Genomic DNA, 14017 nt, shown 5'->3' on the forward strand with positions numbered 1-14017 from the left:
GCAGCCGTTCTTTACCTGCGGCCGCGCGGCGGTCTCGTGCCCGGTGCCTTGCGCGCCTGGCTCTTATTGCGGCGGGTGGCCTTATGGAAGGAACGCACCGCCGTCGGCATCGGCTTGCCATCGCTCAGCATTTCGAAGCGCAGCGCTCCGGCAAGCGGCACGGCTTCCGCCAGCCTCACCGTTACATCGTCGCCGAGACGATATCCGAGCCCCGTTCTTTCGCCCGTCAGCGCCTGATGCGCCTCGTCATAGATGAAGTAATCGGTGCCGAGCGTAGATATAGGGATGAAACCGTCGGCGCCATAGTCCGGCAGGGTGACAAAAAGGCCCGACTTGGTGACGCCGCCGACGCGCGCCTCGAACTCCGCGCCGACACGACCGGCGAGGTGGTGGGCGATGAGCCGGTCCACCGTCTCGCGCTCCGCGGCCATGGCGCGGCGCTCGAAGGTCGAGATTTCGGCTGCAATATCGTCGAGCGAGGCTTCTTCCTCCGGCGTGATCGCACCTTCGCCGAGGCCAAGCGAGCCGACCAGCGCGCGATGCACGATCAGATCCGCATAGCGACGGATGGGCGAGGTGAAGTGGGCGTATTTCATCAGATTCAGGCCGAAATGCCCGATATTGTCGGGGCTGTAGATCGCCTGGCTCTGTGAGCGCAGCACCATCTCGTTGACCATGGTCTGATGCGCCGTACCCTCGGCTTTCGCCAGAATGCCGTTGAAGCTATTGGCGCGCACATTGCCGCCCTTGGCAAGCGAAATGCCGAGGGTGGCCAGAAATTCGCGCAGGATTTCCTGCTTGGCGAGCGTCGGGCCATCGTGGATACGGTAGATCAGCACCTGCTTGCGCTTTTCCAACGTCTCGGCCGCAGCAACGTTCGCCTGGATCATCATTTCTTCGATGAGCTTGTGCGCATCGAGGCGCGGCGGCACGAAGACACGATCGACGGTGCCATCCGGCTTCAGCAGGATCTTGCGCTCGGGCATGTCGAGTTCGAGCGGTTGGCGCCGGTCGCGGCCCTTTTTCAGAATCTCATAGGCGTGCCAGAGCGGCTTGAGAATCGGCTCCAGCATCGGTCCGGTCTTATCGTCGGGCTGGCCGTCGATCGCAGCCTGCGCCTGCTGGTAGGAAAGCTTGGCAGCGCTCTTCATCATAACACGATGGAAGGTATGTCCAGCCTTGCGGCCTTCCTTGGAGAAGACCATTCGAACCGCGAGGGCAGGGCGGTCGACGCCTTCCTTGAGCGAGCAGAGATCGTTGGAGATGCGCTCGGGCAGCATCGGCACGACGCGGTCGGGGAAATAGACCGAATTGCCGCGCTTCAGCGCCTCGCGGTCGAGCGGCGAGTTCGGACGCACGTACCAGGAGACGTCGGCGATGGCGACGGTGACGATCACGCCGTCCGGATTGTCGGGCGAGGGGTCCATCTCGGCATAGACGGCGTCGTCATGGTCCTTGGCGTCGGCCGGGTCGATGGTGATCAGCGGCAGGCTGCGCCAATCCTCGCGATGGGACATGGTGGCGGGCTTGGCCGCATCGGCTTCTGCGATCACGGGAGCGGGGAAAACATGCGGAATACCATGTGCATGAATGGCGATCATCGAGATCGCTTTTTCCGAGGCGACAGAACCGACAACAGACAGAACCTTGGCGCGCGGCAGACCGAAGCGGCCGAGACGTGCCACTTCGACTTCGACCAGATCGCCGTCCTTGGCACCGCCGGTATAATCGGGGTCGATGACCATTTCCTCGCCGCGCCGTTCGATCGGCATCAGCCGGCCACCGCCGCCCGGCGTTTCGCGGAAGACGCCCATGGAGGCGCCCTGCCGCTTGTCGATGACCTTGATGATGCGGGCCGTATAGGCTGGGCCGCCGCGATCCACAGCCGAGAAGATCTTCGCAAGAATGCGGTCGCCCATGCCGGCGACCGGCGCCTTGCCCTTGCCGTTGCGACCGGCGGGCGAGGAGGACTGCTTGATCATGACTGCGGGCGCGACGCCGTTTTCGTCGGCCCATTCGGCGGGGCGGCCGATCAGCATGCCGTCCTTGTCGCGCGTCGTAATATCGAGAACGGCAATCGGCGGCAGCGCGCCAGGGCGGATGAGAGACTTACGGCTCTTCTGCACCATGCCTTCTTCTTCAAGCTCGCGCAGCAGTTCCTTTAGCGCGACGCGGCTCTCGCCCTTTAGGCCAAAGGCCTTGGCGAGTTCGCGCTTGGAAGCTTGTTGCGGATGATCGGCGATGAAGCGCAGGATGACCTCGCGCGGCGGCAGCTCGCCGTGGATAATTGCCATCATCGGCTCAACCTCGCCGCCTGCCTTGCTGGCGCGGCCGGGCTTACCGGAACGCCGTTCCGACGATGGGTTCCTGCCGCGCGGTTCTCTGCTCACTCTGCACTCTTCTTTTTCGCCGCCGTCTTGGCCGCAGGCTTCTTTGCAGCAGCCTTCGGCTTGGCAGTCGTTTTCGTGGCTTTTGCGCCGGCTGCCGCGGCCTTTGCCTTGGCGGGTGCCTTCTTGGTGGTGCCGCCGCTCTTGCCGGCCTTCGCTGCGATCAGAGCTAGGGCTTCCTCGACGGTGATCGCCTGCGGATCCGTCCCCTTCGGCAAAGTCGCATTGACCTTGCCCCAATTGACGTAGGGGCCGTACTTGCCGTCGCGAACGGTGATCGAGCCGCCGCCATCCGGATGCGCGCCGAGATCCTTCAACGCTGCGGGTGTTCCGCCGCGCGCTCCACCGGCTGCCTTGCTCTGCTTTTCGGCAAGAACGGTGACGGCGCGGTTCAGACCAACGGTGAAGACATCCTCGACGCTTTCGAGGTTGGCGTAGCTGCCGTCGTGCAACAGGAACGGTCCATAGCGGCCGATGCCGGAAGAAATCATCTTGCCGGTTTCGGGGTGCTTGCCGATGTCGCGTGGCAGCGAGATCAGCGCCATCGCCTTTTCATAATCGATATCCTCCGGCTTCCAGCCGCGCGGCAGCGATGCACGCTTGGCATCCTTGCCGTCGCCGCGCTGGATATAGGGACCGAAGCGGCCCGAACGCAGCGTCAGCTCTTCACCGGTCACCGGATCGGTGCCGAGCGCTTTCGGTTCGTTCAATCCGTTGGATTCAGCCTCCGCGCCGCCTTCCGACGAAAGCTGGCGGGTATAATTGCATTCCGGATAGTTCGAGCAGCCGACGAAGGCGCCGTATTTGCCGAGCTTCAGCGAGAGGTTACCCGTGCCGCATACTTGGCAGATGCGCGGATCGCTGCCGTCTTCGCGCTTCGGGAAGACGAGCGGCGCCAATGCGTCGTTCAGGGCATCCAGAACATTGGTGACGCGCAGTTCCTTCGTGTCTTCGATCTGTGCGAAGAAATCGCGCCAGAAATCGCGAAGCACGTCCTTCCAGTTCAGCTCGCCGGCGGAGATGCGGTCAAGCTTCTCCTCCAGATCGGCCGTGAAGTCGTATTCGACATATCTGGTGAAAAAGCTTTCGAGAAAGGCTGTAACCAGCCGTCCCTTGGCCTGCGGCACAAGCTTGCGCTTGTCGATGGTCACATAATCGCGGTCGCGCAGCGTTGCGAGCGTCGCGGCATAGGTGGAGGGGCGGCCAATGCCAAGCTCTTCCATCTTTTTGATCAGCGATGCTTCCGAGTAGCGCGGCGGCGGCTCGGTGAAATGCTGGGTCGAATTGATCTTCTGCTTGGCGAGATTTTCGCGTGCGTTGATCTCGGGCAGGCGGCCGCCTTCTTCGCTGTCGTCGCTCTGCTCGCCGTCTTCCTTCTGGTCGGTATAGGCGGCGATGAAGCCGTCGAAACGGATGACAGAGCCGACGGCGCGCAGGCCGGCCTTCTTGCCAGCATTGTCAGCGAGGATCTCGACCGTCGTACGCTCGATTTCGGCCGATGCCATCTGGCTGGCGATGCCGCGCTTCCAGATCAGATCGTAAAGTTTCAGCTGATCGTCATCGAGGAATTTGCGGATGCGATCCGGCACGCGATCGAAATCGGTCGGACGGATCGCTTCGTGCGCTTCCTGGGCATTCTTAGCCTTGGTGGAATAGAAACGTGCCTTTTCCGGCAGGTAACGGTCGCCGAACTGGTTGGCGATGGCGTGACGTGCCGCATCGATCGCTTCCGGGGCCATCTGAACGCCGTCGGTACGCATATAAGTGATGAGACCAACGGTTTCGCCGCCGATATCGACGCCTTCATAGAGCTTCTGCGCCACCTGCATGGTGCGCGAGGCCGAGAAGCCGAGTTTCGAGGAGGCGGCCTGCTGCAGCGTCGAAGTGGTGAAGGGTGGGCTCGGATTGCGCTTGACCGGCTTTGCCTCGACCGTGTCAACGACATAGGAGGCACCTTCGAGCAGCGCCTTCAGCTTGCCGGCCTCTTCGCCGCTGCCGATCGCGCGCGGCTGCAGGCGCTTGCCGTCGGCAGAGACCAGGCGGGCTTCGAATTCATCGCCGCGTGGCGTTTTCAGGATCGCAGAAAGGTTCCAGTATTCTTCCGAGATGAAGCGTTCGATCTCGGATTCTCGGTCGCAGACGAGGCGAAGCGCCACGGATTGCACGCGGCCGGCCGAGCGAGCGCCCGGCAGCTTGCGCCACAGAACCGGCGACAGGTTGAAGCCGACGAGGTAGTCAAGCGCGCGGCGGGCGAGATAGGCGTCCACCAGCGGCACGTCGATGTCGCGCGGGTCGGCCATGGCGTCGAGCACGGCCTTCTTGGTGATGGCGTTGAACACCACGCGCTTCACCGGCTTGCCGTTGATAACGCGTTTCTTGTTCAACAGATCGAGCACATGCCACGAAATGGCTTCACCCTCACGATCCGGGTCGGTCGCGAGAAACAGGCCGTCGGAGGATTTCATCGCGTCGGCAATGTCCTTGATGCGCTTTTGCGACGCACCATCGACTTCCCACAGCATTTCGAAATCCTGGTCAGGCAGTACCGAACCGTCTTTGGCGGGCAGGTCACGCACATGGCCGAAGGATGCAAGAACCTTATATCCGGGTCCCAGATATTTATTGATTGTCTTGGCCTTGGCAGGCGATTCCACCACTACAACGTTCATCATCAAGTCTCTGAATAAGAGGTCGCGCCGGTATAAGACGCGGGAGATACCGGGTTTTTCCGTCTTCCCGGCCTTCCGACATGGACAGGGAAATCGTCGCGGTCAAGAGGCTATTGCATAATTCCTTAAATCGGAATCGATTGAAGCATAAAATTATGCAGCACCTCTAACGTGTTACAGCGACCTTTGCGCGTCATATGTGACGCGCGGCGCTGTAATGCGATTTTTGCGCTTGGCGCGACGATGCGATGCTTAGAATCGGTACGCGTATCACAGTTTTCAATCCAGCATGGAGATCGACACCAGTCCGCCGGGATGCCGATGCAGCCGGCCGGCCATGTCGAGTTCGAGAAGAACGGAATGAACGGCCGATATCGACAAGCCGGTGTGACGGACGATATCGTCGATCTCGACCGGCGTCGGCCCTAGCGCCTCGACGATATGGTCGCGCTCTGCATCATCGGGCGGCGTGGAGAGCGGCTTGCTTCTTTCGATGGGTGCCGTTGCGGGGCGCGGGCGAAAGAGATCCGGCTCGGCGAGCGGCCGCAGCGCTTCGACGACATCGTCCGGTGTCGTGACGATCATCGCGCCATCTTTCAGCAGGCCGTTCGTTCCTTCGCAGCGCGGATCGAGCGGCGAGCCGGGAACGGCAAAGACGAGCCGGCCGAATTCGCCGGCAAGTCGCGCTGTTATCAGCGAACCGGATCGCGTTGCCGCCTCGACGACCACGACACCGAGCGAGATGCCGGCGATAAGACGATTACGGCGCGGAAAGTCGCGCGCTCGCGGCTCCCAGCCAAAGGGCATTTCGCTGACGGCAAGCCCGTTGCCGTCCCATATGTCGTTGAGCAGGCCGATATTCTCGGGCGGGTAGGGTTGGTCGAGGCCACCAGCCATGGCGGCGATCGTGCCGGTGGCGAGGCTTGCGCGATGGGCGGCCGTGTCGATGCCACGTGCCAGACCGGAAACCACCGCATAGCCGGCCTCGCCGCAGATGCGTGCGATCATGGCGGTGAATTTGGCGCCGCTGATCGAGGCATTTCGTGAGCCGACCATGCCAATGGCCGGCCTCGTAGCTACGGACATGTTGCCTTTGACGGCAAGCAGCGGCGGCGCGCCATCGATCTCGCGAAGGGCAGGGGGATAGTCCGGCTCACCGATGCCGATGAAGCGTGCGCCGAAGCGGTGCGCTGCCTCCAGCTCCCGCAGGGCATCCCGCTCATCGGTAATGCGGATCGCGCGCGTCGAGCCGCCGCGCTGCGAAAGCTCCGGAAGTGCAGCCAGAGCCGCTTCAGCCGAACCATAGTGATTGATGAGGTCACGAAAGGTGGACGGACCGACATTGTCGGAACGGATGAGCCTGAGCCAGGCGATCCTTTGTTTTTCGGTCAGCGCAACTCCCGTCCGTCTTGCGCTGACTGTGTCCATTATCCCTTTGCTCCGATCTTGCCTTCCGTTCCCGCGGTCAGCCGGGCAATATTGGCCCTATGCTTGTACCAGGAGATGACGGTCATCAGCGCCATGGCGGCGGCGATCTTATCGGCCCCCAATATCCACAATACAACCGGGATGACAAGAGTTGCAACCAGTGCGGAAAGCGAGGAATAGCGGGTGGTAAAGGCGATCGCCAGCCAGACGATGGCGAAGATCAGGGCCATCAACGGTGCGAGTCCCAGCAGGATGCCGAGATAGGTAGCGACACCTTTGCCGCCCTTGAAGCCGATCCAGACAGGGAAGATGTGACCGATGAAGGCGGCAAAGCCGGCAAGAACGCCGGCATCCTCGCCAAAGAAATGCGCGGTGATCAGCACGGCGGCCGTACCCTTGAAGGCATCGAGCAGCAGGGTTGCGGCTGCAAGCCCCTTGTTGCCGGTGCGCAGCACGTTTGTCGCGCCGATATTGCCCGAACCGATGTTGCGCACGTCGCCGAGCCCGGCCATGCGGGTCAGCAGGAGGCCGAAGGGAATGGAGCCGAGCAGATAGCCGATGACAAGCGCGGCCAGCGCGGTCTGCAGGGTAAGCTGCCAAGTCCAGAAATCAGCCATCGCGTCTTATTCTCCGTAAACCCTGGCGCTTGCCTTAGAGACTGTGAACCAGCTTGCCGGCGACATAGGTTGCAACCGCCCGGCCGCTCATTCTCGCGTCTTCGAAGGGCGTATTCTTCGAGCGCGACAAAAGCATGTCTTTTGCGACAAGCCAAGGCTCGTCGAGATCGACGAGAGCGATATCCGCTTTGGCGCCGGGCTTCAGTGTGCCGGCGGGCAGTCCGAAGATCTGTGCCGGCCGCGTCGAGAGCGCATCGATGAGCCGCATCAGGCTGACTTGGCCACTATGATAGAGCCGGAGCGCTGCCGGAAGCAGCGTTTCCAGCCCGACCGCACCGTCCTCTGCCTCGCCGAACGGCAGGCGTTTCGTATCCACATCTTGCGGATCGTGCGAGGAGACGATGATGTCGATCGTGCCGTCGGCCAGGGCCTCGATCATGCCTGTGCGGTCATCCTCGGAGCGCAGCGGCGGGTAGAGCTTGAAGAAGGTCCGGTACTCGCCGATGTCGTTCTCGTTGAGCGCCAGATTGTTGATGGAGATGCCGCATGTGACCTTGGCGCCACGCGAGCGGGCGAGGCGGATCGCCTCCGCCGATTCCGGCACGGAGATCATAGCAGCGTGATAATGGCTGCGCGTCAGCGCCGCGATGCGAAGATCGCGCTCGAGCGGAATGAGTTCAGCTTCCTTCGGAATGCCTGAGAGCCCGAGCCAGCTTGCGAGCAGCCCTTCATGCATGACACCGTTTGCGCCTAGATATTTGTCACGTGTCTCGCAGGAAATCACCGCGCCGAATTCGCGCGCATAGGTCATCACTCGGCGCAGAATCTGGCTATCGTGGACGCTGGAATGCGCGTCGGTAAACACGACGGCTCCGGCTTCGCGCAGCAGGCCGATTTCCGTCATCTCCTCGCCGGCCAGTCCCTTGGTGAGCGCCGCTGCCGGATAGACATTGACGACGGCCGTATCGCGCGCCGTCTTCCGCACGAACTCGACCAGCGCGATATCATCGATGACCGGGTCCGTGTCCGGCATCATGATGAAAGAAGTGACGCCACCGGCCGCTGCTGCGCGGCTGGCAGACGCGATCGTTTCGCGATGTTCGCCGCCAGGCTCGCCGACATGGACGCGCGCATCGACCAGGCCGGGAATGGCGACAAGCCCATTGCAGTCGCGAACGGTCGCGCCCTTGGGAACGCCGTGGCTCTTCGCATCCTTGCCGGAGGCTACGATGACACCGTCTTCGACGACGATCGTGCCGATCTCATCGAGACTGCGCGAGGGATCGATGATGCGGACATTCTGGAGGACGATCGAGTTGCTCATGCGCCTGCTCCCTCGCTGCGAGGCCCTTGGTTCTGCGAAACGAGCAGGGTCTCCATCACGGCCATGCGGACGGCGACGCCCATCTCCACCTGTTCGGCAATGACGCTTTGCGGGCCGTCCGCCACTTCGGAGGCGATTTCCACCCCGCGGTTCATCGGCCCCGGATGCATGACCAACGCATCCTCCTTGGCCGCCTTCAGGGTCTCGGCGTCGAGCCCGTAGAAGTGATAATATTCGCGCACCGAAGGTACGAAAGCGCCGGACATGCGCTCGCGCTGCAGCCGCAGCATCATGACGACGTCGGCATCCTTCAGCCCTTCCTTCATCGAATGGAAGACTTCAACGCCCATGTCGGCGATACCGGCCGGCAGCAATGTGGCGGGTGCGACGACGCGAACGCGGGCGCCCATGGCGTTGAGAAGCAGGATATTGGAGCGGGCGACGCGCGAATGCAGCACGTCGCCGCAGATCGCGACGATGATGCGCGAGAGCTTGCCCTTGGCGCGGCGGATCGTCAGTGCGTCGAGCAGGGCCTGAGTCGGATGCTCGTGCTGGCCGTCGCCGGCATTGACGACGGAGCAGGAGACCTTCTGCGCCAAGAGTGCGGCAGCGCCTGCGCTCGAATGACGGATGACAAGCACGTCGGGCCGCATGGCATTCAGCGTCATCGCCGTATCGATCAGCGTCTCGCCCTTTTTGACCGAGGAGTTGCCGACCGACATATTCATCACATCGGCGCCCAACCGTTTTCCGGCCAGCTCGAAGGAGGATTGCGTGCGCGTCGATGCTTCGAAGAAGAGATTGATCTGCGTCAGCCCGCGAAGCGTCGATGTCTTTTTCTCGCGCTGGCGGCTGATCTTGACCGCCTCGTCAGCCTTGTCGAGAAGGTAGGTGATGTCCTGCTCGGTGAGGCCCTTGATGCCAATGAGGTGGCGGTGGGGAAAGAAGACCATAAACCTGCCTCCGGATTTCGTCAGGCGGTCTATAAAGAGGGAGCGCCGATGGGGCAAGCGGGGGTATGTGCCGAGGCTGTTTGTTCCCCATGCAATTTCGCCCGAATCCCGCTACAGGAGCGATGCCGGTGGGAGACGTAACTTCCAGTTTCCCTTTGCAACCCACTTGTTCTACAAGCGATTCATGACCCAAGCGACCCGGACTGACGACCCCTTTGCCGACCTGAACCAGCCGAGCCTCTGGACCGGCATCAATGCCTATCGTTCCGATCCGCTGATCGTCGATCTCACCTCCGGCCTGCCGCGTTCGATACGGGAAGAACTGGAGCAGCATGGTCGTTTCGTCACCTCGCACGAGGCCCAGGAACTGGCGCGCATGGCAAACCAAGGCACGCCGCAACTGCGCACCCACGGCCCGCGCGGCGAGCGTCTCGATGTCGTCGAGTTTCACCCCGCCTGGCACGCGCTGATGCGTCGCTCCATGGCGATGGGCCTGCATTCCTCGATCTGGGATGCGCAGGCTGACCCTGAAGCAAAGGGTCATTCGCACAAAGTGCGGGCCGCCCGTTTCTATCTGACGGCGCAGCTCGAATGCGGCCACCTTTGCCCCCTCACGATGACCAGTGCCTCCGTCGCCGCCATGATGGCCTCGCCGGCGGTGCAGAAGGATTGGGCACCGAAGATTCTCTCGCGCAAGTACGATTCGTCCAACAAGCCCGCCATGCAGAAGAGCGCCGTCACTATCGGCATGGGCATGACGGAAAAGCAGGGCGGCACGGATGTGCGTGCCAACCGGACGAGTGCCGATAAGGTCAGCGATGGCATCTACAGGCTTTCGGGCCACAAGTGGTTCATGTCGGCGCCGATGAGTGACGCCTTCATCATGCTTGCGCAGACCAAGGACGGCATGGGCTGCTTCCTGGTGCCGCGTCTTTTGGAAGATGGTTCGGCTAACGGCCTGCACTTTCAGCGGCTAAAGGATAAGCTCGGCAACCGCTCGAACGCTTCCTCGGAAGTGGAGTTCACCGACACTTTCGGCTTTCTGCTCGGCGCGCCCGATGGCGGCATCCGCACGATCCTTGACATGGTGACGCTGACGCGGCTCGACTGCGCTCTGGCATCCGCTGGCATCATGCGCGCCTCGCTCGCCGAAGCCGTGCATCACGCTCGCGGCCGCAGTGTCTTCGGCAAGATGCTGGTCAACCAGCCGATCATGACGCGCGTACTTGCCGATATGGCGCTCGATGTCGCCGCCGCAACCGCGCTCGCCTTCCGCCTGGCCGAGGCCTTCGACAAGGCCAGCGGCAGTACGGAAGATGCGGCCTATGCCCGCGTCATGACGCCGGTCGCCAAATATTGGTGCTGCAAGATCGCGCCCGCGCTGATCTATGAGGCCATGGAGTGCATCGGCGGCAGTGGTTACATCGAAGAGCGCCCGATTGCCCGCCATTACCGCGAAGCCCCCGTCAATGCGATCTGGGAAGGCTCCGGCAACGTCATGGCGCTTGACGTCCTGCGCGTGTTGAACCGGGGCAGGGACCTGTTCGAGACCGTCTTTGCCGGTCTTGCCCGCGATCTCGGCCCTGCCGGCAAAAAGACCATCGATGTCCTGCGTGCCGCCATGGCGCTTTGCGAGCAGGACGAGGGCGCCGCCCGCCTGCTGGTCGAGCAGATGGCGCTCGCAGCCGGTGCCGCCGAGCTTTATCGCCTCGGAGCCGGCAAGATCGCTGACGCCTTCATCGAAACCCGTCTTGCTGGCGGCTGGCGCGCCACCTATGGCATGCTCGATTCGCGCTTCGATGCCAGCTACATCGTCGATCTATTGTATCCGCCAGCCACTTAGAACTGCCTCCAAGGCTAGCGCCCGGAACGATAGTGTCGTTTGGTCAATGTCTCTAATCTGTGGATTCGTGCGTTTTGGCTGATGCGAGACCTACGGCTTTGTTGTTCGAGGCGATGCGGCTTGCTAATCACCGATCGGTGACAGATTGGAGTCGAATCGATGGCCCCCACAAACGCTGCCGTTAAAATCCCTTTGGAAGTGCCCGTCGTGGAAAAGCGCGTGCGCAATCGCGCCGCGACTGAGCAGGTAATTCTTGATGCCGCCAAGCGGCTCTTGGCGGAGCAGGGGTTCCAGAATTTCGGTATCAATGCGGTGGCCCGCGGCGCCGGCTGCGACAAGCAGCTGATTTACCGCTATTACGGCGGCCTCGACGGCCTCGTGGAAGCCATTGGCACAGATCTCGGTAGCTGGGTGACGGATCGCATTCCCGACGACACCGGCGGCATGTTCCTTCTGACCTATGGGGATCTGATGGAACGGCTTTCGATGCTCTTCCTCGATGCCTTGCGGGCCGATCCGCTGATGCGCCGCATTGTCGCCTGGGAAGTCTCGGAAAATAGCGAGCAGGTGCGCCGCCTGTCGGAAGCACGTTCGAAGGCGCTCGCCGGCTGGATTGAGCGCATGCGCGGCTCGCTCATGCCCCCCAAGGGTGTCGATTCTCAGGCGGTCAATGCCATGATCTTTGCGGCCATCCAGCATATCGTCCTGGCCGCGGCCGTCAGCGACCAATGCGCCGGTCTTGCGCTGAAAAATGCAAAGGATTGGGAGAAGGCGGCAACGGCCTTGAAGCGTGTCGTGCGGGGCGTCTATGGCTGATATCGACCACGGGGCAGCGGATATCCACAGACTCGCTCCGCCATTAACCTTAACAAATGGTTTACGTTGCGCCGCAGCGGTTAACTCGTCACTGTCGGAAGATGATTAGTTAACCATCAAGCGTGCAGCCATGGGGTCGAAACCCACTAAATTCGTGTTTTTCGTGACGGCGGTGATGTTCTTCGCCGTGCTCGCACTAGATATCACGCTGCCCGCGATGGTCTTGAGCGCCATGGCGCTGTCGAACTGGCTCGTCCTTTCGGCTGGCACGACGCAATTTCAGCGTCGAAGGGGTACCGCATGAAGTGGTTGTTGATTTGCTGGGCCGGACCGGTCTCGTTTCTCGGGGCATGGTATTACCTGTCGTACTACGACATGAGCTTCGGCATCTTCATGCTGACGCGGCAAATGCATGACCTCGTATTCGACATTTACGGCAAGATTCTCGGCATTCCGCCGGAAACCATCCCGCCGCTGGTCGCGCGCGCGATCGCTTTCGACAGCGTCCTTGTGTTCGCGATTTTCGGCTTCCGCCGCCGCGCTGCCATCACGGAATGGTGGAGGCGCCGTCAGGCATCAAGGTCGGGCAAGGTCGCTCTTCCGAGCGCCGACAGCCTGTCCAACGCTCCCTGAAGAATGAAGCTTGCCGCTGCCGAGTCGATCCGCTCGGCGCGCTTGGCCCGCGAGACGTCCATTTCCAGAAGCGCTCGCTCGGCGGCAACGGTCGAGAGCCGCTCATCCCAGAAGACGAAGGGTAGGGCGGTCTTTTCCGCCATGCTGCGCACGAAGGCGCGCGTTGCCTGCACGCGCGGTCCGGCAGAGCCATCCATATTCATCGGAAGCCCTATGACGAAGGCTGCGACCTTTTCCTTCTCGGCGAAAGCAAGCAATGTTTGGGCATCCTGGGTGAATTTCACGCGCTTGAGGACCGGGCGAGGCGTGGCAAAGCGCCGCCCGAGATCAGACATCGCAAGCCCGATCGTCTTCGTGCCGAGATCGAGACCGGCGATCGGCTGGCCGGGCAGGAGCATCACGGCTAGATCTTCGATGGTCAGCGTCGTCATCAGGGTCTCGCTCTCGTCAAAACAAATTGAAGTCCTAACCGCTTTTCTTTGCTGCGGTTTGGGATATCTCCTAGAGCATTTCCAGCAAAAGCGCACAGCGGTTTTGCCTGCGGAAATGCGGAAGAGCCAATAGAAGGAGCGTTTCCATCGGAAATGCTCCAGACACCAGCCTTTCATTTCAAATCAAGTCATAAGGAGAAATCCAATGAAGATCACCTGGCTCGGCCATGCCGCTTTTCGTATCGAAACGGCCAAGGCAAAAATACTGATCGATCCATTTCTGTCTTACAATTCTTCCTTTGCGGCCGCCGGTCTCAACATCAAGGACGTTGCGCAAGGCGTCACCCATATCCTGCTGACGCATGGACATGCAGACCACGTCGGTGACACGGTTCAGATTGCCAAGGATACCGGCGCCGTCGTTCTCGCCAATGCCGACCTCGCTTCCTGGCTCAGCACCAAGGGCGTCGAGAAGCTTGAAATGGGCAATACCGGCGGCACAGTCGGCCTCGGCGGCTTCTCGGCCACCTTCACAAATGCACTGCATTCCTCCGCCCAGATCACCGAGGACGGCGTTTCCCACGCGCTCGGCAACCCGAACGGCCTGATGCTGCATTTCGACGATGAGCCGACGCTGTTTCACATGGGCGATACCGACATCTTCTCGGATATGGCTCTCATCAACGAGCTGCATCAGCCCGATATCGGCATCGTGCCGATCGGTGACCGCTTCACCATGGGTGGTGCGGTGGCGGCACTCGCCTGCCAGCGCTTCTTCAACTTCAAGACCGCCATTCCCTGCCACTACGGCACTTTCCCGATCATCGATCCGACGCCGGAAAAGTTCATCGCCGGCATGGAAGGTTCGAAGACCGCGGTTGCGGCGCCGAAGGCGGGTGAGAGCATTTCTGCCTGA

The 14017-nt window shown here is 61.6% G+C and carries 12 protein-coding genes; 5 read left to right on the plus strand and 7 right to left on the minus strand.

The genetic code is table 11. The features are described 5' to 3' along the window. Positions 1-11: 11 nt before the first annotated feature. The 6 genes from rnr to FHT85_RS12150 all read right to left on the minus strand — a co-directional run bounded on the left by rnr (position 12) and on the right by FHT85_RS12150 (position 9378). Complete coding sequence (gene rnr / locus FHT85_RS12125) at positions 12-2390, minus strand: ribonuclease R (protein WP_112410583.1); 2379 nt, start codon at positions 2388-2390, stop codon at positions 12-14. Further along, positions 2387-5056 carry a type I DNA topoisomerase gene (gene topA / locus FHT85_RS12130; RefSeq protein WP_112410712.1) on the minus strand — a complete coding sequence of 890 codons (2670 nt, stop codon included), beginning with the start codon at positions 5054-5056 and terminating at the stop codon, positions 2387-2389. Before topA ends, rnr begins: the two co-directional genes overlap by 4 nt. Positions 5057-5335: 279 nt before the next feature. Continuing rightward, a complete protein-coding gene (gene dprA, locus FHT85_RS12135; RefSeq protein WP_112410582.1) occupies positions 5336-6484 on the minus strand; it encodes a DNA-processing protein DprA in 1149 nt (382 codons plus the stop codon). Then, on the minus strand, positions 6484-7101 hold the full coding sequence (gene plsY, locus FHT85_RS12140; RefSeq protein ID WP_112398581.1) for a glycerol-3-phosphate 1-O-acyltransferase PlsY: 618 nt from the start codon (positions 7099-7101) through the stop codon (positions 6484-6486). Before plsY ends, dprA begins: the two co-directional genes overlap by 1 nt. A 34-nt stretch (positions 7102-7135) precedes the next feature. Next, on the minus strand, positions 7136-8425 hold the full coding sequence (locus FHT85_RS12145) for a dihydroorotase (RefSeq protein ID WP_112410581.1): 1290 nt from the start codon (positions 8423-8425) through the stop codon (positions 7136-7138). Beyond that, positions 8422-9378 carry an aspartate carbamoyltransferase catalytic subunit gene (locus tag FHT85_RS12150; RefSeq protein WP_112410580.1) on the minus strand — a complete coding sequence of 319 codons (957 nt, stop codon included), beginning with the start codon at positions 9376-9378 and terminating at the stop codon, positions 8422-8424. Before FHT85_RS12150 ends, FHT85_RS12145 begins: the two co-directional genes overlap by 4 nt. Before the next feature lie 184 nt (positions 9379-9562). Here FHT85_RS12150 and FHT85_RS12155 point away from each other — a divergent pair, with 184 nt between their 5' ends. The 4 genes from FHT85_RS12155 to FHT85_RS12170 all read left to right on the plus strand — a co-directional run bounded on the left by FHT85_RS12155 (position 9563) and on the right by FHT85_RS12170 (position 12670). Next, complete coding sequence (locus tag FHT85_RS12155) at positions 9563-11221, plus strand: acyl-CoA dehydrogenase family protein (protein ID WP_112410711.1); 1659 nt, start codon at positions 9563-9565, stop codon at positions 11219-11221. 159 nt (positions 11222-11380) lie between these two features. Beyond that, positions 11381-12037, plus strand: a complete 657-nt coding sequence (locus tag FHT85_RS12160) for a TetR/AcrR family transcriptional regulator (protein ID WP_112410579.1) — start codon at positions 11381-11383, stop codon at positions 12035-12037. 130 nt (positions 12038-12167) lie between these two features. Beyond that, entirely contained in the window at positions 12168-12341 is a 174-nt protein-coding gene (locus tag FHT85_RS12165; protein WP_183774088.1) for a hypothetical protein, read from the plus strand. Continuing rightward, positions 12338-12670 (plus strand): DUF6105 family protein, encoded by a 333-nt coding sequence (locus FHT85_RS12170; RefSeq protein ID WP_112398580.1) that lies wholly within the window; start codon positions 12338-12340, stop codon positions 12668-12670. Before FHT85_RS12165 ends, FHT85_RS12170 begins: the two co-directional genes overlap by 4 nt. Here the strand turns inward: FHT85_RS12170 and ruvX are convergent. Further along, positions 12607-13101 carry a Holliday junction resolvase RuvX gene (gene ruvX / locus FHT85_RS12175; protein ID WP_041677359.1) on the minus strand — a complete coding sequence of 165 codons (495 nt, stop codon included), beginning with the start codon at positions 13099-13101 and terminating at the stop codon, positions 12607-12609. The genes FHT85_RS12170 and ruvX overlap by 64 nt on opposite strands. Before the next feature lie 205 nt (positions 13102-13306). Here ruvX and FHT85_RS12180 point away from each other — a divergent pair, with 205 nt between their 5' ends. Further along, complete coding sequence (locus FHT85_RS12180; RefSeq protein ID WP_112337495.1) at positions 13307-14017, plus strand: metal-dependent hydrolase; 711 nt, start codon at positions 13307-13309, stop codon at positions 14015-14017.

Origin of the sequence: Rhizobium sp. BK312 (assembly GCF_014193605.1) — a bacterium.
GTDB lineage: Bacteria > Pseudomonadota > Alphaproteobacteria > Rhizobiales > Rhizobiaceae > Rhizobium.